Origin of the sequence: Ochrobactrum sp. BTU1 (assembly GCA_018798825.1) — a bacterium.
Taxonomy (GTDB): domain Bacteria; phylum Pseudomonadota; class Alphaproteobacteria; order Rhizobiales; family Rhizobiaceae; genus Brucella.
The window spans coordinates 511,572-527,027 of sequence record CP076357.1; the positions used below are offsets into that span (position 1 = coordinate 511,572).

Genomic DNA, 15,456 nt, shown 5'->3' on the forward strand with positions numbered 1-15,456 from the left:
GGGGGCTCTTTTTTTGCGCGATGAAGAAGCCCGTTTTATAGTTCATGCCCGTCATCTAATGACGGGCACATACCCTGCGTCTGACTGATTGCTCGCAATTGCCAGGTTGCCCGAGTATCGCTGGCCTGAATCTGCTGCAACTGAGCGGTCACGTGCTCCGCCACAACAGGATCAAGAGTTGCTACGACACGGTTAAACCGCTCGCTTTCCGTGGGACTTATTTTAAACGCACCAAACCGCTCGTTGATCTCGGTCAGAAGCCCGGTGATTTCCTTGCGCGCTTTCCGGCAATCATCACTGCTGAGCAACTTCGCTATGTCGGTCTCATCATCATGCATCTTGCTGATGAAACTCTTTGTCCCCGCCGACAAATCAGCAATCGGCGTTTGCATCTTATCGCGGAAAGCCACTTCCTGTTGGGTCAGATTGGCTGTGAGAACCGTGTAGCATCGTGCATAATCATCAAGCGAACTAGAAACCAGCCGCAAGCCATCCAGAGCGGCCTTCCGCGCTTCGCTTTGGCGGCCAGAAATAGATGTCTTGCCCAATAACTCGCCAAAATCCTGTGGCCGCTTTTCCATATCCATCAATAGTTTACCGACTTCGTTGCCCTGCTGCACATTGTCAATGAACCGATCCGCAACGTGTCCATGATCGACAAAGCACTTGGCAAAGTCCTGCCGCACCATGCGTTCGAAACGCTTGACGTCCGGATTAGCCAAAACCAGGCGCGAAACCGTTTTGGATACGCTCTCTTTGAATATTGTGATTGCCGGAATGAGCGGCTGTTCTGTTTGCTCCTCTTCTACCCGAAGCTTGCGTGGATCAGATGCGGTAAACGCAACACGCGCACCGGTTTCAGGTCGAGGTTCTGGTAGATCAATCACGTTTCCAATGATGATTGCCTTATCTGACCTTTGCATCATAAAATTCGAGCCCGACGCTCCGCTAAACACGCCGTTATATTCCTGTCCCGGCTCAGTCGTCGCCATATAGAAGTGGTCCCATGAGGAGACATGCGGTTCTCGTGCAGGCTGGAAGCGCTCAAAGGCCAGTTGTGCAACTTCAAGCGCATGCACCCGTCCTGGATCGATGATTTCCGCAAACATTCGCCGCATTGGTTCAAGGTCGCCATGTTCATGTGCGGCAACAGAGACAAATGTCATGCGCTGCTCAGAAATCACACCGAATTCAAGAGAATAACCGGCTTGCTCGGCAAGCGCCGCAAAAAACTCGCGCTGCGTCCGGCCATTGCCTTCCCGGAAAGGATGAATGGAGTTTAACCGAGCGAAGGCATCCGCTGCTTGGGTGGCAAAAGTTTTTTGATCAAGCCCTCGCAGATAGTTACGGGCTTCAAGATCCGACATGAGACTTTGCAAATTCCGATCAATCTCGTTCCCAATCGCAAAATCTCTTCCTCCGATTTTGTGCATAGCAGGCATCGAAGCCTGTGTGCCATCTGCGAACGTGAATACGTTGTGACGCAACGTACCGGCCCACTCAAACACGTCTTGAAACAGATGTTTATGCAGGGCTTGAAGATAGGATATGTCGAATGTTGCCTGAGGGCCAATTCCCTCATACAATTCGATCAGACGTTGTGCGAGCTTTGGATGTTCTGCTTGTTCAAGCTGCTCAAAACTTGTGGCGCCTAATAAATTTTTTAAAGTAAAACCGTCAGCAAGAGTAAATGACATTAATGTCGGCCAAGAATGGCATCGATCTTCAAACCAAGCTCGTCAACTTCAATCTCACCAGCAATGTACGCATCAAACACCGGCTGGCATGCTTGGTTCGGACGAAGTCCTTCCATTGCGTTTGAACGAAACGCACGGCGAACGATCTTGCGACGGCGCTCCATTTCTTCCGCGGTGATTGCCGGGGTATTTTGCTTAAGGGCGTGAGCCATAATGTTTCCTCTTAAATGTTAAATGGCGAGCATCCTTCGGCTCATTCAATCTCTTATAACATCTACCTGCTTTGGCTGGCGCACAACGCGCTGATAATACTCGGCGCGTGTAAGATCGCCGGCGACGTAAGCCGCTGTCGCCTCTTCCAGCAGAGGGTCGTGCACATAACCTGCCGCCTATTGGCCGCACGCGCCTGATCGGCCGCGTATTTCCGCTTAGCAACTGCTTCCGGAGACCGATCCGGCCGAGTAGTATGAACGTTCATAATCACATCTCCTGTTAGAACTAAATTTAGCGCGAAAAGCTCCAGAAATCCAGAAATTTAAGGGTTTTTGCCGCATTTTGCACGATGAAGAAGCCTGCCTCAAAGATCATGCCCGCCATCCAATGACTGGGTAATATTCTGATGCAGGCTCATTGCTCGCAATTGCCAATTTGCCCGACTATCGCTGGCCTGAACCTGTTGTAACAGAGTGGTCACATGCTCTGCCACTACAGGATCAAGGGTTGCAACCACACGGTTAAACCGCTCGCTTTCGGTGGGACTGGCTTTAAACGCGCCAAATCGCTCGTTGATTTCAGTCAGAAGCCCGCTAATTTCCATCCGCGCTTTTCGGCAATCGTCACTGTTGAGCAACTTCGCCATGTCGGTCTGATGATCATGCAATTTGCTGATGAACCTTTTCGTCCTCGCCGACAAATCAGCAATCGGCGTTTGCATCTTGTCGCGGAAAGCCTCTTCCTGTCGGGTCAGGTTGGCTGTGAGAGTAGTGTAACATCGCGTGTAATCGTCAAGCGAACTTGAGACAAATCGCAAGCCAGCCAGAGCCGCCTGCCGTGCTTCGTTTGGTCGGCCAAAGATTGATGTCTTACCTAATAACTCTCCAAAATCCTGGGGTCGTATTTCCATGTCAGCCAGATGCTTGCCAATTGTGCCACCCTGTTGCACATGGCTGATAAAAAGATCAGCAACATTCCCATGATCGACAAAGCATTTGCCAAAGTCCTGTCGCACCGTGCGTTCGAAACGCTGGACGTCCGGATCAGCCAAAACCAGACGCGAGACGATTTCCGGCACACTCTGTTTAAAGACGGTGAGTGCCGGTATCAGCGGCTTATCCGGTGCATGCCATTGGTCCCAGTCCCTCTCATAATCGGCAAGAATCCGATCCTCTTTTCTGTCAGTGAGAACAACACTGGCAATCTCAACCTGGCTGACAAAAATGCTTGCACGCGACAAATAATGCAGCTTTGGCCAATCCTGCTCGATCCTAGCCCAATCGACCTCAGAGAACTGCGACAGGGCAAGTCCAAGCTTCACTGCATCAAACTCAGCACCAGCAGCGACAACGGTCGCAGGCGGCAAAACTTCGCGTAGCTGTTCCAAATACTGCCTGACATCGGCTGCAGCGTGACCGTCATTGATGGCATTGCGGCAAGACAAAGCGGCACTCGTCCGAGCACTTTTGCTATCCACACGCTCGGCATGATCAAGGCTCTGCTGCAGCCGCGCTGCGACCTGTCGGACACGATCCGACATCTGAGAATAGCGACGAAAAGAAACCACTGACGGCAGGTGACGACGCGAATTGGAGGGCGATGTTAGAGGGTGGTCATTCACAATACCGGGCAGCTCTGTGGACTGTTGTGCCTGTTGCGATTGCTGTTTAGGAAGCAGTTTGTGTCCAACAGATTGCAAGCGGCTCACGACCGTCTCAAGTCGTCTCTTCCAGTGGCTGACAACGTTCTGAAGTGCGCAACGCCAATCCTGATCTGTTCCGACATCGCGCCGCTCCATGAAGGAACGTAAGGCATCGCCATAATCCTGCGTGTTACGATGCAAAAACGTAACGTCTTTTTGCCGATCACGTGAGAGTGCCTTGGAGAAACCCGCCCTGTCGCCAAACTCTTTCAAATTCACATAGATGCGTAAATCGTCACGATGACGGGTCAGAGCAACATAAGTGAGCTGTGCATCCATCGTCTTCGATGCATAGACAAATGTCTGATCGACCGTTTTGCCTTGCGACTTATGAATGGTCTGCGCGTAACCATAATCAATGGCATTGTAGCGCTGTGTACTGAATTCAACGATTGAACCACTATCGGTTTCAATCGTCAAAACGCCTGTTTTGGACTGATAATCCGTAATAAAGCCGGTCGAGCCGTTTCGCAATCCGGTTTCAAAATCTCCTTCGAGACAAATGATCTTGTCACCAATCGCAAAACTCCTGCGGCCCTTGCTGGTCGTAACGTCGAACCCGTTCTGCAGCGCCCCTTCGGACTTAAGCTCCATCCGCGCAAGCACGTTCAATGCATCGACGTCCACATTGCGATGGCTCAGAATAAGGGCATCATTGCCTGCCCGCCAGCTCTCGCACCATTCCTTGATGAGCGAGGTTTTGGCTTGTGCTTCATCACGTGAATAAACAATGTTGCCAAGAGCATTATAGACATAAAGCGCATCTTCGGCCTTGCCATTGGCGAGCATTAAAGACGCATTACGGTGATGATCATTGTGCTGACGAATGATGCCGGACAGTTCCCGATAGCCGACATAATCCGCGATACCACGAAACGCAGCCCCTGACATAATGGGTTGTAATTGGCGATGATCGCCAAGAAGAATGAGCTTGGCATCGGCTTTCTGCACATGTTCAATGATCATCCGCATCTGATCTGTGGAAACCATGCCACCTTCATCAAGCACAAACACGTCGCCGCTTTGCAGCAGCCGTTTGCCTCGAGCCCAATTCACCTCCCACGAGCGAATGGTTCGACTGCTAATTCCGCTCGATTGCTTCAAACCATCGACAGCAACACCCGCCAGAGCTGCACCAAAAACCCGAGAGCCATTGGCTTCATAGGCTTGCCGAACAACATTCATAACTGTCGATTTACCCGCCCCGGCATAACCAACAATCACCGAAAGTCCCGCACGATCCGTCGCATATCGGATTACCGCATTCTGCTCATCGGAAAGTGCTAAACCGGCCTGACGTTCAAAGACAGTTCTTGCCTTGCTGACCCGATTTTCAGAGACATAGAATGTGTCGTTCTCGACAAGCTTACCGGCACTCTCGATGATGCTGTGTTCATTCTCAAACACGGCACGTGTAGTATAGATTGCTGGACGGATTTCCTTATCTGTGACCGGATCATAAACCGGCGCACAGATCGCAATCAGATTTTCTGAAGCACCGAGACGCAGCTTCACTCTCTGAAACGCCTCGCGACTGTCGGTATATCTAAATACCTCCCGCGCAACATCCTTATCAGTAAACACTGAGTGTTGTGTGGTCAGCTTCTGCAAGATCAGTTCCGGGTTTTCCAGCACCGATTGGGCGTTGAGTGCCGCAATTTGCTTGTTGCGCTCAACGCGGTCCGAAGTTCCCCCACTTGCATGAACTATGTTGGCCGCAACCCCTACATGCTCTGTTGGAATGAGCGGCAGCCCTTGTTTCTCATATGAGCGATGATCAACGAGGACATCAAAGCCGTGCAGCGCCAGATGCTGGTTTTGGATATCTGCCCAGGCCTCGCGCATGTCCTTTAATTCAGGCTTGCCGATTCCAAAGCGCGCATAATCGATCTTGCCGCCCTCACCGCGTCGAACCTCCCCATCATCGTCAAAGATCGGCTGCAACACCTTGCCAAAGCCAGTCTCTGTCAACGGCCGTGTCTGGACCATGATATGAACATGGGGATTATTCGGCACATCATGATAGGCCCAATCGGCAACTAGTCCACGCGATGTCAGCCGCTCGGCAACGAAAGCGCGTACCAAATCAATATTCTGCTTAACGCTCAGTTCCAGCGGCAATGCCATTTCAATTTCATTGGCATAACGCGAATTCGCTCTCACATTGAGATGTTCGACCTGAGACCAGAACTTCTGTGATGGCTGATCACCAGAGAGTAACAACAACTCTTCAATCCACCGTGGCGCATTCTGAGGTATAGCAAACTCTTTGTGCGCGACGTGAGACTTATTCGAGAAGTCTTTCCATTCCCCTGTCGCTTCATTCAGGATCGTAGCACCGCGACGATAGGCAATTGCGGCAACGGCACTTTGTCCCCTAGCTGCACTGATCTCCTGAACGCGTAAGTGATAGATCGCCATGGCACGCAAAATAAAAGATCACGAAGCTTCGCGGTATCGCAAGACAGCGTCCCCAACTTAAAGCCATGCAGTTTTGCGAAAAACTGCTAAGTGCGCCCTTAGCGAACCGGGCTCGCTTCGCTCGCGACGGTTCCGGGACTGGTGCACTGGGGCGGCCCGCAATGAAAGATATAGTACAGAGCGCCACCCATCCACCAAAGGTACAGAGGCAAGCCGCCAGTATGTTGGTTCGCCGTGATCCGAGCGCAAGATCGTCAGCCGAATGACAACAGCGCAGACAACAAACTCTCGTACTGAAAACGTGGATTTTTCTGTGACCTTTACGTTCGGGTGGAACCCTCGCCGCTACAATAGCTTCTAAGCATGATCGAGATGGTCGTTTAGGGCGCATCGAGCGCACCTTAACGACCGACCTTCGGCAGCCCTACAGCGTTTTTGAGTTACGCGGGTTGTCTTCGGTTATCGGCGCTCTGTTCTGAAACGTTTCACCACTTTCTAGGGAATGAACAATCGATTGTTTATCTCTAAAATCAAGGCCTCCACTGTTTCAAAACAAAGGAAGTCTCAGTAATGGCACGATTGAAAACCAACAAATCCGTTTCGCAGATTAAGGCAGAAATTGAGCGTCTCAACGCCGAACTTGAAGCCGCAAAGACCATTCAGGCACAGAATATCGGTGCGCTCGCAATCGATGCAGGCCTAGCAGATGTACCGCTATCTGATCTTAAAAATGCCTTTGGAGAACTGGCTACACGATTTCGCGCCGATGCAAATCAGTGAGCTGTCGCGGCTTAAAAACAGGCTCCTTCGACAGAAAGGCAGATTGTCGATGCTGAAAAAATCTGATCGTTCCAAAGATGCACATGAGAAAATCCAGCTGGGCGGTCTCGTCGTCAAGGCGGGGCTACGTGAGGCCGATAAAGCCTTTCTGCTCGGTGTCCTCGTCATGGCTTCCCAGCAATTGAACGACGAAGCTTTTGTCCGCGGCATGACGGCTCTCGGCAAAGAAGCCTTTGCCCATGATTGAAAAAGAACCCGCTCCCCCGTGGGGCGCGTATCTGTTTATCGGTACGTCACTCACGCTTATTTCAATCGGCGCTTTTGTCTGTGGCTATTTGTTTCGCAACTGGCCGCAAGCGCTGACACAGCTTTCATTTGCTGAGGGCTTGTCATGCTATCTGCCGCTTTTTCCATCGCATTGCGCTGCTTTGATTGCCGATCACGGCGGCATTCCACCTGCAAAAATGCTCAATTATCAGATCATAATTGCATCCCCGATGATTGTGCTTTGCGGGCTGGCTTCATTTATAACCTGGTATCATTTTATGCGCATGAGACCGCGCATAGTGCTAAGCGGTCTGTCAGTTGGCACCATGCGGGACTTGCTTGCTGCTGCGCGGATAGAACAGAAATCCAGCAAATTCCCAGATGTGCTGGGCTTGCATATGTTCAACGGCTGGCATCTTTCATTGAACCGAGAAACACGGCATTTCAATATTATAGGCGGCATTGGCGGCGGCAAAACCATTCTCATGACAAGGCTTATTCATGCAGCCGTTAAACGCAATGACAAGCTGCTGATCTTCTGCCAGAAAGGCGATTACACAAAGATCGTGCCGCAGAATGCTGTGAACGGGGTAAAGCATAGTCCGATCTTACTTGCCCCAACTGATAGCCGCTCAGCTGTCTGGAATATCGCAGCCGATCTGGTCGTTTCTCAAGAAGCCATCGAGCTTGCCAAACGACTTGTGCCGGAATCAAGCAACCGCTTTTTCTCCGATAGTGCGCGTGCGATCCTATCCGTTTGCATTATCAAACTGATGGCAACCAAACCGAAGCGATGGACCTGGGCCGATCTGCTGGAAGAAACCCGCAAGGACAATGACACGCTTCTCGCCACCGCCTTAAAATACGGGCGCGGTGCCAATCTGTTTCTTGAAGCTGATTTCCGACAGCTCATGTCCACGCGAGGTACGCTTGAAGCGCATATGGGCATGCTCAATATGCTTGCTGCTGCCTGGCCGAGTTATGAGAGTAAAACACTCTTCTCCATCCGTGAATGGCTGCAGGACAAAACAAGTTTCGGCTCCGTCATCATTCGCCATGATGGACAGTTCTCCGCGCTGTCCGATGCATGGATTTCCTCGCTTTATGCCATTGCAATCAACACTGTCACTGACAGCAAATCGCTCAATGACAATGATCTGCGCCGGATCTGGTTCTTTCTCGATGAATGGGCGCAACTGCCACATATTCACCAGTTCCAGACTTTCGTCACGGTCGGCCGTTCCAAAGGTGTGTGCGTCGTATTAGGCCTTCAAGATGCAGCACAGGTCTCCGAAAAATACGGGCAGGATGCTTTAAAAACCCTGATGGCGAGCGTCGGAACCACCATCATGGTTCAAGTCAATCATGGTGAAACTGCACTAACGCTGGAACGCTACTTCGGCAAATCCACCTATACGGAATGGAAGCGCAAACCGCTTGGGAGCCAGGGCGGTATGCAATGGGCCGATCAGCGCTTTGAAGAAGCGCCGTTTAAATCCACCGAATTCAGCTCACTGCTCGGAACCGATAAAGACGGCGTGCGCTGTCTGGTCTCTGGCGTCGGCCAATATCTTTATAAGATCGCAGTACCGCTCGATCCAAAATACGCAACCGAATATAGACAAGCGTCCGCACCTGCAGAATGGACGACAACATTCAAGGTCGATGGAACTCTCAGCACCGATACAGAGATTGAGGCTTATATCGCCGCAGTCAAGCAACGACAAAAGCCGCAATAAACGTCGATCGGTGTTCGCCAATAACAGCGGATAGAGATCGTAAAATTATCAACCTCACTGGCTTTTAAATAAAAATGGTCTGGCCGGATTAATCCGGCCAAAACCGTTTACGCTTTGAGCTCCGCCATCTTCTGCGACAGCGTCCACAGTGCTTTGTTCAGCCTGATATCCTGATCGATGCCATTAACAGCACGGGATTTAACACGGCGCGGGCGGCCGCATGCATCACGGCTAATGCCACGTAATCCGCCCTTTAAGCAGTTTTCTTGCACAGTGTTAAAAACCGTCCACAGATCGTTTGCCTTGTCATCATGGCGGCGCGGGATGAGAAGTTGAGCGGGTGTGATGGGTGTATGGGTTACGCCCTCTGCATTGCCAAAACGCAGCATGTGGGCGGCATCGGCAAAGATCGTCTGCTCATCTCGGTTCAAATGAATAGTTGACCAGTCCTGCGGGGCGGCGAGAACCTTTTCGGCTTCATTTAATACGCTATATGTGCCCTCTATCACCTTGCCCGTCACATCGCCTGAATGGCGAACCTTGATCGCTTCAATTGTGCCCACTTGGGCCACAAGTGAATTCATGCAGCGAATGCGAAACAGCCCTGCCATCAATTCATAAGCGCTTGTTCCGTCATTGGCGTTCTTGAGAAGGATTTCACAGATATTGTCACCGACGCTGTAGCTATTACCGTCATCGATACGGCGCAGGCGAATGAGGTGTTTGGTAAACTCGGCTTTGCCTTCAATCCGACTGCGCGATTGCTTTGCTCCGACCGGCACAAAACCCTCTTTGGTGAGCGCACGCAGGATTTCGATTGTCGGAATTGGCTGAAAGCGGGGTGAGCGGCTTTCATGGGCAGTGAGGGCAAAAACAGACGGTGCAGTTTTCAACATTTCGTCCTCACGCATCGCGCGGGCATTATCGAAACGGGCCGTATCAGTGCAGATAGTCATAGGCTTTCTCCGCTTTTAAGTTCTGTCCCCTAAACGGGTCAGCAGCATTGCGCTGCTGTACCTCTTGCCTCGTGGCGAACAGCGGGTGTGCAAGCGGAGGGGTGGTTTCGCGGGGAACCAGCTGCAGAGAGCAAAGCGAGCGAAGCTGGGCGGAAACCAATCCGAAGCGCGCTGAGGGCGGATGCCCTAAGCTTTTGAAATCCGTGTGAAGCAGGGGAAAACGGAACGCAAGCGCGAGTACCACTCGGGGAAGATTAAAAAGCCCCGGCACGTCTCACAACATTCCGGGGCTGCGCAACTGGATGCGACCAAACTTCCTAGCGTTGCGCACAGCGACATTAGTCAAAGCCGACAAGTCTGAAAAGAAGAATATCTTATCGTCTTTTTGCCTGCCGTCAGAGGCTTCAAATGCCCATCAACCTCGCCGACCCTTTCAACCAGATCGGGAGAATCCAAGGGCAGATCTACGGGGATTTCAATGTTCTATCCAGGATTCTGCGGACAACCGGCCGTAAGGCGGTTTCAGTTCACGGGAATGAATCAATCCGCCCTGATTGATTCAAAAGTCTCATTAGACGCAGAGGATGTTTTCAACGACGTTGATTAAATGATCGAACGGCAACTAGAGCTTTACGTTGAACACAATGATCCAAGTCGAAACATGGCGCGCTTTTACGCCATGCATATCTCCTATTCGCTGTTCGGAGAGCCTTGCCTTTTTCAGCAATGGGGAAGGATCGGTACCTCTGGCCAGTGTAAGTTACAACACTTCGAACACGAGGATGATGCAATTCGCACGTTCCGAGATGTTGCAAGAAAGAGGCAAGCCCACGGATACAAGCCAAGGAATGAGTAAAGCTGGATCTGCATGGAAGCATTAACGGCGTGATTCAGGCGCACTCAAGCAACAGTCGGACATAATTGGCGAAACGGGTGTTTTCGCAAACAACCTCTCTTTGATGAATGCGAGCATCGCGGTTGGCATGAGGGAGAAAGCTCAGACACCCCTGCTCGATAGAGCTCCGCGCACCACGGTAAAGCAGCACTTTTTATCCTTCAGCAACTTAATCGCAAGCAATAACCCTTAGCGCTCGCGGGTGGCTGGCCGACGGTGTTTCCAGAATATCCGTGTTTCCAATCTGACCCAGTATCGTGGATTAGTGACAGTGTTTAACCCACGCCTCCTCGTTGCGCCTTTTGAAAAGCCGCTTTGTCACCTAGTGCGAGTTCATTTCTGTCAGAAACGGGTCATCTTCCGTCAGCCATAGGACGGTTTACGGCAACAATACGCTGGAACAAAACCTGATCTGCTGAAATTTTCTTCGCAAACTCGCTTTTCTTTCTGCTCTTTTATACCGTAGGTCTCTAGGGACGTTGATGTCCCGACACCCATTGAACGCTTGGAAAAACCCAAGTTCGGTCTGAATTTCACAAGCCAACGCTTCCAGTAAGTGCAGACTATCCGCACAATGTTGGAGAGGTTCTTGCCACGCCATTGCTCCCGATGTTCCACGGAGATGAGTCCATGCGTTCGGGCTTTCCGCAACGCATTACGTGTCGTTGTGAGCCCTACTCCTGCGCGATCGCCGATTTCCTTGTTGGTGCAGCAGCATTGACCGGTCTGCCGAATATCGGAGGCTACGATATAAAGGACGGCTCGTTCACCTTCCGTGAACATTCCGCTGAGCTGCTGTGGCAACACCGATGAACCACCGAAACGGCGCTTACGTTCGAGACGCTGAGGGTCACGTTTTCCAGAAGCCGCTTCCGCGCGGGATTGAAGTGAGGGCACGCGCCGTGGAAACCAGCTATTGGTGCGAGACCACTGCTGCGACTGGTTCTGCAATTCGGTTCGTCGCTCGAGCACAAATTCATAAAGCGTGACGCTCATCGGGTCGAGTTCGTCAGTGAGCGTGATCAATTCGCTCACGCGTTTGAAGACCTCATTTATCTGTTCAATCGTCTTAGCGCGCCTCAAGAGTTCCGCCACTTGTTGCTGCATGAACGCTTTGCGCAAACATAAGGTTGTACTCGACATGTTGTCCTTTCAGAGAAAGGCACAAAAAATCCGTGGCGCGGAAGCGCTAGAGGCTTGCATAGATGTGTGGAAAAGACTAAATTTAGCTCCGTTGTTTTTGAGCTATTGGCAGGATTGCCGTCCTGTTAGTCCCAATTCCGAAGAAGCCGGCCTCCGTGCCGGTTTTTTTGTGTCCGTAATTCTCTCCATAAAATCTGATTCAAAATTGCGTAAAGTAATCAATAAAACTGACCCAGATTGATTAGGAACACGGCCAAAATCAAACGGCCAAATGTTGGGGGCTTCGTTCAGAAAAGGCTGCTCAATATGAATTGGCAGCTACAAAATTCGGTCTGATAGCAAGAGCCTAACTCACACCAAGTGCAGGCACCGATCAAAGCGGTGCTACCGGCCCAAAGTCACGCGTCAATGTACAGTGCGATGAAATTGCGTACTGCCCGTTGTCGCCACGTCCTTGATCTTAAAATCCGGCATCTTTTGTTGAGAGAAGCGAAGCCCGCCTTGCCGAGCGCACCGGATAAAAAATCATTCTCAAGTGTCAGTTCGCCGATCTTGGCGTGCAGCGGTTTGACATCGACGGCTGGATCCGCCGGTTCAGCCTTCGCTTCATCACCGAAGACGCCTGTCGCACCCTCAAGGAGCTGGTCTTTCCATTGCTTGATCTGGTTGGTGTGCACGTCGAACTGTTGGGACAATTCCACCGGTGTCTGCTCGCCTTTGATGGCGGCGAGCACCACTTTTGCCTTGAAAGCCGGGCTGTGGTTCCGGCGTGGTCGTCTTGTCATGGTATCTCCTGTTCCCGACATCTAAGCCAGAGTCAGGCAGAAATTCCACTTATCCCCCATGTGCAGATTTCCCGAGCCACCTCTTTCAATGGTGGTAATGCGCTGTACACGCTTTATTGCGTCTTCCAGATGTGCAGTCAGCTTGTCATGAGGGGTACGTGCAAACACGCTGTCGCATCCGAGGCGGTTAGCTTTGACGGTGAGACGGAAACCGGTCAGCGTTGCGTAGAGTAGAATGAAATAAGACATAATGTATCCTTTCGTTTGTTTGACGAAAGGATGCTACTCCGTTGACCAGAGGTGTCATGGATCGCCAAGCGACCACCCTCTGGAAAGTGGGCAACCATTTTATAGGCGCGAGCGTCAGCGCTGCGACTGTAAAATTTTGGGAGGAGCCACTTAGTCCTTGACGCCGGATGGTCTGGGGTATCTTTGGCAGTCAAACAGAGAGAGAACCACGACGGCTTTGCGTCGTGTCCGTATGGGGAGGATAATTTGAAAGGGGAAAACCCTTTCATACTGGAATACTGGCCGGTCGAACCGGCAGTGTTCCAGCCGCCCATTTGCTCGAACGATAGGCTTAAGCCGCTTGTGCCGGTATGACCTCGGCGGCCACCCGTTCGCCTATGTCACGCTCGGCAATGGAAAGCTCATAAGCGGTTTGCAGATTGAGCCAGAATTGCGCGCTGTTTCCAAAATAACGCGCCAGCCGCAAAGCTGTTTCCGGCGAAATCCCGCGCTTGCCATTGAGAATATCAATAATGCGGCTGGATGGGAGGCGCAAAGCCAGTGCAAGCTTATTGGCCGACATTTCCCGCGTTTCCAGTTCTCTCTTTAAGATGCGTCCGGGATGTACAACGAGCATTTTCCGACCCTCTCAATGATAATCAATAATTTCAACATCAAACGCATGGCCGTCCTTAAACCGGAAGCATATGCGCCAAGGGCCATTGATATTCATAGCCCACTGCCCTTTTCGGTTGCCCTTCAATGGATGAAGGTTCAACGACTTCAAAGGACTAAGATCACTCAAGGCGCTGGCCGCATGCAAGGCTGATAGTCTTTCTAATGCAAGATCAACATCCAGGCCTGTAAATTTGCTTTTGCCGGTTTGTGCCAGACGTTCCGTTGCTGCGTTCGCCCATGACTTAATCATACATTATACCTACCACGTTAAACGTTATACGTCAAGCGTATAATTCAATATTCATGATGAAATGCGCCCCCTCGCCTCACACGTATTGAACGTAGAAATGCGCTTGCGATTAAAGGAACCACAATGGAGGATTGCTCCAGCCACTATGATTCAGGCTTTGAGTTCGGCCATTTTCTCCGAAAGCGTCCACAGTGCTTTGTTCAGCCTGATATCCTGATCGATGCCATTGACGGCGCGGGACTTCACACGGCGCGGGCGGCCGCATGCATCACGGCTCATGCCACGCAATCCGCCCTTTATGCAGTTTTCTTGCACAGTGTTAAAAACCGTCCACAGATCGTTTGCCTTGTCATCATGGCGGCGCGGGATGAGAAGTTGAGCGGGTGTGATGGGTGTATGGGTTACGCCCTCTGCATTGCCAAAACGCAGCATGTGGGCGGCATCGGCAAAGATCGTCTGCTCATCTCGGTTCAAATGAATAGTTGACCAGTCCTGCGGGGCGGCGAGAACCTTTTCGGCTTCATTTAATACGCTATATGTGCCCTCTATCACCTTGCCCGTCACATCGCCTGAATGGCGAACCTTGATCGCTTCAATTGTGCCCACTTGGGCCACAAGTGAATTCATGCAGCGAATGCGAAACAGCCCTGCCATCAATTCATAAGCGCTTGTTCCGTCATTGGCGTTCTTGAGAAGGATTTCACAGATATTGTCACCGACGCTGTAGCTATTACCGTCATCGATACGGCGCAGGCGAATGAGGTGTTTGGTAAACTCGGCTTTGCCTTCAATCCGACTGCGCGATTGCTTTGCTCCGACCGGCACAAAGCCCTCTTTTGTGAGCGCACGCAGGATTTGGATTGTCGGAATTGGCTGAAAGCGGTGTGAGCGGCTTTCATGGGCAGTGAGGGCAAAAACAGACGGTGCAATTTTAAACATTTCGTCCTCACGCATCGCGCGGGCATTGTCGAAACGGGCTGTATCAGTGCAGATAGTCATAGGCTTTCTCCGCTTTTAAGTTCTGTCCCCTAAACGGGTCAGCAGCATTGCGCTGCTGTACCTCTTGCCTCGTGGCGAACAGCGGGTGTGCAAGCGGAGGGGTGGTTTCGCGGGGAACCAGCTGCAGAGAGCAAAGCGAGCGAAGCTGGGCGGAAACCAATCCGAAGCGCGCTGAGGGCGGATGCCCTAAGCTTTTGAAATCCGTGTGAAGCAGGGGAAAACGGAACGCAAGCGCGAGTACCACTCGGGGAAGATTAAAAAGCCCCGGCACGTCTCACAACATTCCGGGGCTGCGCAACTGGATGCGACCAAACTTCCTAGCGTTGCGCACAGCGACATTAGTCAAAGCCGACAAGTCTCAAAAGATGAATATCTTATTGTCTTTTTGCCTGCCGTCAGACGCTTCAAATGCCCATCAACCTCGTCGACCCTTTCGACCCGATCAGGACGGTTCTGTGCTGATCTACAAGCATTCAATGTTCACCGCAGCCCTTATTCGGCATGTGATTTGCCATGTCGATCATAAAAGCGGTCGTACACATCCCCCGCTGATACACAGCGGAGTTTGCAGAAAGGTACCCAAGTTTAGAGGACGTTGGTGATTAAAACCAATGTGCCGAGTCCGCAAGCCAATGCAATACCAACAAACTGTAAATTTGGCAGACGGTCGACCCAGTCTATTGCTTCTTGCGGCCTAGCGGAC

Annotated in this window: 13 protein-coding genes and 2 pseudogenes; 4 read left to right on the forward strand and 11 right to left on the reverse strand. The window is 51.4% G+C overall.

Annotation, left to right across the window (positions count from 1 at the left end):
* Positions 1-35 precede the first annotated feature (35 nt).
* The 4 genes and pseudogenes from KMS41_25915 to traA all read right to left on the reverse strand — a co-directional run bounded on the left by KMS41_25915 (position 36) and on the right by traA (position 6,033).
* The gene (locus KMS41_25915; GenBank protein QWK81275.1) at positions 36-1,697 is read right to left on the reverse strand and encodes a Fic family protein; all 1,662 of its coding nucleotides are present in this window, start codon (positions 1,695-1,697) and stop codon (positions 36-38) included.
* Positions 1,697-1,909, reverse strand: a complete 213-nt coding sequence (locus KMS41_25920; GenBank protein ID QWK81276.1) for an antitoxin VbhA family protein — start codon at positions 1,907-1,909, stop codon at positions 1,697-1,699. The genes KMS41_25915 and KMS41_25920 overlap by 1 nt, the downstream gene beginning before the upstream one ends.
* 45 nt (positions 1,910-1,954) lie before the next feature.
* Positions 1,955-2,175: pseudogene (locus tag KMS41_25925) on the reverse strand (hypothetical protein).
* A 99-nt stretch (positions 2,176-2,274) separates the two neighbouring features.
* On the reverse strand, positions 2,275-6,033 hold the full coding sequence (traA, locus tag KMS41_25930) for a Ti-type conjugative transfer relaxase TraA (protein QWK81277.1): 3,759 nt from the start codon (positions 6,031-6,033) through the stop codon (positions 2,275-2,277).
* 570 nt (positions 6,034-6,603) lie between these two features.
* Here traA and KMS41_25935 point away from each other — a divergent pair.
* The 3 genes from KMS41_25935 to KMS41_25945 are packed head-to-tail and all read left to right on the forward strand — an operon-like array spanning position 6,604 to position 8,819.
* Positions 6,604-6,813, forward strand: a complete 210-nt coding sequence (locus KMS41_25935) for a conjugal transfer protein (protein QWK81278.1) — start codon at positions 6,604-6,606, stop codon at positions 6,811-6,813.
* 49 nt (positions 6,814-6,862) lie between these two features.
* Positions 6,863-7,060 (forward strand): conjugal transfer protein TraD, encoded by a 198-nt coding sequence (traD, locus tag KMS41_25940; GenBank protein ID QWK81279.1) that lies wholly within the window; start codon positions 6,863-6,865, stop codon positions 7,058-7,060.
* Positions 7,053-8,819 (forward strand): type IV secretion system DNA-binding domain-containing protein, encoded by a 1,767-nt coding sequence (locus KMS41_25945; GenBank protein ID QWK81280.1) that lies wholly within the window; start codon positions 7,053-7,055, stop codon positions 8,817-8,819. Before traD ends, KMS41_25945 begins: the two co-directional genes overlap by 8 nt.
* Before the next feature lie 107 nt (positions 8,820-8,926).
* On the opposite strand, the gene KMS41_25950 is transcribed toward KMS41_25945, so the two are convergent.
* Entirely contained in the window at positions 8,927-9,775 is an 849-nt protein-coding gene (locus KMS41_25950; GenBank protein ID QWK81281.1) for a DUF945 domain-containing protein, read from the reverse strand.
* Positions 9,776-10,382: 607 nt separating this feature from the next.
* Between KMS41_25950 and KMS41_25955 the strand changes: the two genes are divergently transcribed.
* Positions 10,383-10,631 (forward strand): WGR domain-containing protein, encoded by a 249-nt coding sequence (locus KMS41_25955; GenBank protein QWK81282.1) that lies wholly within the window; start codon positions 10,383-10,385, stop codon positions 10,629-10,631.
* A gap of 402 nt (positions 10,632-11,033) precedes the next feature.
* Here the strand turns inward: KMS41_25955 and KMS41_25960 are convergent, their stop codons facing one another.
* The 6 genes and pseudogenes from KMS41_25960 to KMS41_25985 all read right to left on the reverse strand — a co-directional run bounded on the left by KMS41_25960 (position 11,034) and on the right by KMS41_25985 (position 14,753).
* Positions 11,034-11,813 carry a hypothetical protein gene (locus KMS41_25960; protein ID QWK81283.1) on the reverse strand — a complete coding sequence of 260 codons (780 nt, stop codon included), beginning with the start codon at positions 11,811-11,813 and terminating at the stop codon, positions 11,034-11,036.
* 488 nt (positions 11,814-12,301) lie between these two features.
* Positions 12,302-12,619: pseudogene (locus tag KMS41_25965) on the reverse strand (transposase).
* Positions 12,620-12,847, reverse strand: coding sequence for a hypothetical protein (locus KMS41_25970; GenBank protein QWK81284.1), 228 nt, complete (start codon positions 12,845-12,847; stop codon positions 12,620-12,622).
* A gap of 331 nt (positions 12,848-13,178) precedes the next feature.
* Positions 13,179-13,463 carry a HigA family addiction module antidote protein gene (locus tag KMS41_25975; GenBank protein ID QWK81285.1) on the reverse strand — a complete coding sequence of 95 codons (285 nt, stop codon included), beginning with the start codon at positions 13,461-13,463 and terminating at the stop codon, positions 13,179-13,181.
* 12 nt (positions 13,464-13,475) lie between these two features.
* Positions 13,476-13,754, reverse strand: a complete 279-nt coding sequence (locus KMS41_25980) for a type II toxin-antitoxin system RelE/ParE family toxin (protein QWK81286.1) — start codon at positions 13,752-13,754, stop codon at positions 13,476-13,478.
* A gap of 150 nt (positions 13,755-13,904) precedes the next feature.
* Positions 13,905-14,753 carry a DUF945 domain-containing protein gene (locus KMS41_25985; protein ID QWK81287.1) on the reverse strand — a complete coding sequence of 283 codons (849 nt, stop codon included), beginning with the start codon at positions 14,751-14,753 and terminating at the stop codon, positions 13,905-13,907.
* Positions 14,754-15,456: the final 703 nt, after the last annotated feature.

Excerpts from the sequence above, each read along its gene's own strand:
- KMS41_25970 (QWK81284.1), bottom strand. The coding sequence starts at position 12,847 with ATGTCTTATTTCATTCTACTCTACGCAACGCTGACCGGTTTCCGTCTC.
- KMS41_25915 (QWK81275.1), bottom strand. The coding sequence starts at position 1,697 with ATGTCATTTACTCTTGCTGACGGTTTTACTTTAAAAAATTTATTAGGC.
- KMS41_25920 (QWK81276.1), bottom strand. The coding sequence starts at position 1,909 with ATGGCTCACGCCCTTAAGCAAAATACCCCGGCAATCACCGCGGAAGAA.
- KMS41_25945 (QWK81280.1), top strand. The coding sequence starts at position 7,053 with ATGATTGAAAAAGAACCCGCTCCCCCGTGGGGCGCGTATCTGTTTATC.
- KMS41_25955 (QWK81282.1), top strand. The coding sequence starts at position 10,383 with ATGATCGAACGGCAACTAGAGCTTTACGTTGAACACAATGATCCAAGT.
- traA (QWK81277.1), bottom strand. The coding sequence starts at position 6,033 with ATGGCGATCTATCACTTACGCGTTCAGGAGATCAGTGCAGCTAGGGGA.
- KMS41_25935 (QWK81278.1), top strand. The coding sequence starts at position 6,604 with ATGGCACGATTGAAAACCAACAAATCCGTTTCGCAGATTAAGGCAGAA.
- KMS41_25985 (QWK81287.1), bottom strand. The coding sequence starts at position 14,753 with ATGACTATCTGCACTGATACAGCCCGTTTCGACAATGCCCGCGCGATG.
- KMS41_25960 (QWK81283.1), bottom strand. The coding sequence starts at position 11,813 with ATGTCGAGTACAACCTTATGTTTGCGCAAAGCGTTCATGCAGCAACAA.
- KMS41_25950 (QWK81281.1), bottom strand. The coding sequence starts at position 9,775 with ATGACTATCTGCACTGATACGGCCCGTTTCGATAATGCCCGCGCGATG.
- KMS41_25980 (QWK81286.1), bottom strand. The coding sequence starts at position 13,754 with ATGATTAAGTCATGGGCGAACGCAGCAACGGAACGTCTGGCACAAACC.
- KMS41_25975 (QWK81285.1), bottom strand. The coding sequence starts at position 13,463 with ATGCTCGTTGTACATCCCGGACGCATCTTAAAGAGAGAACTGGAAACG.
- traD (QWK81279.1), top strand. The coding sequence starts at position 6,863 with ATGCTGAAAAAATCTGATCGTTCCAAAGATGCACATGAGAAAATCCAG.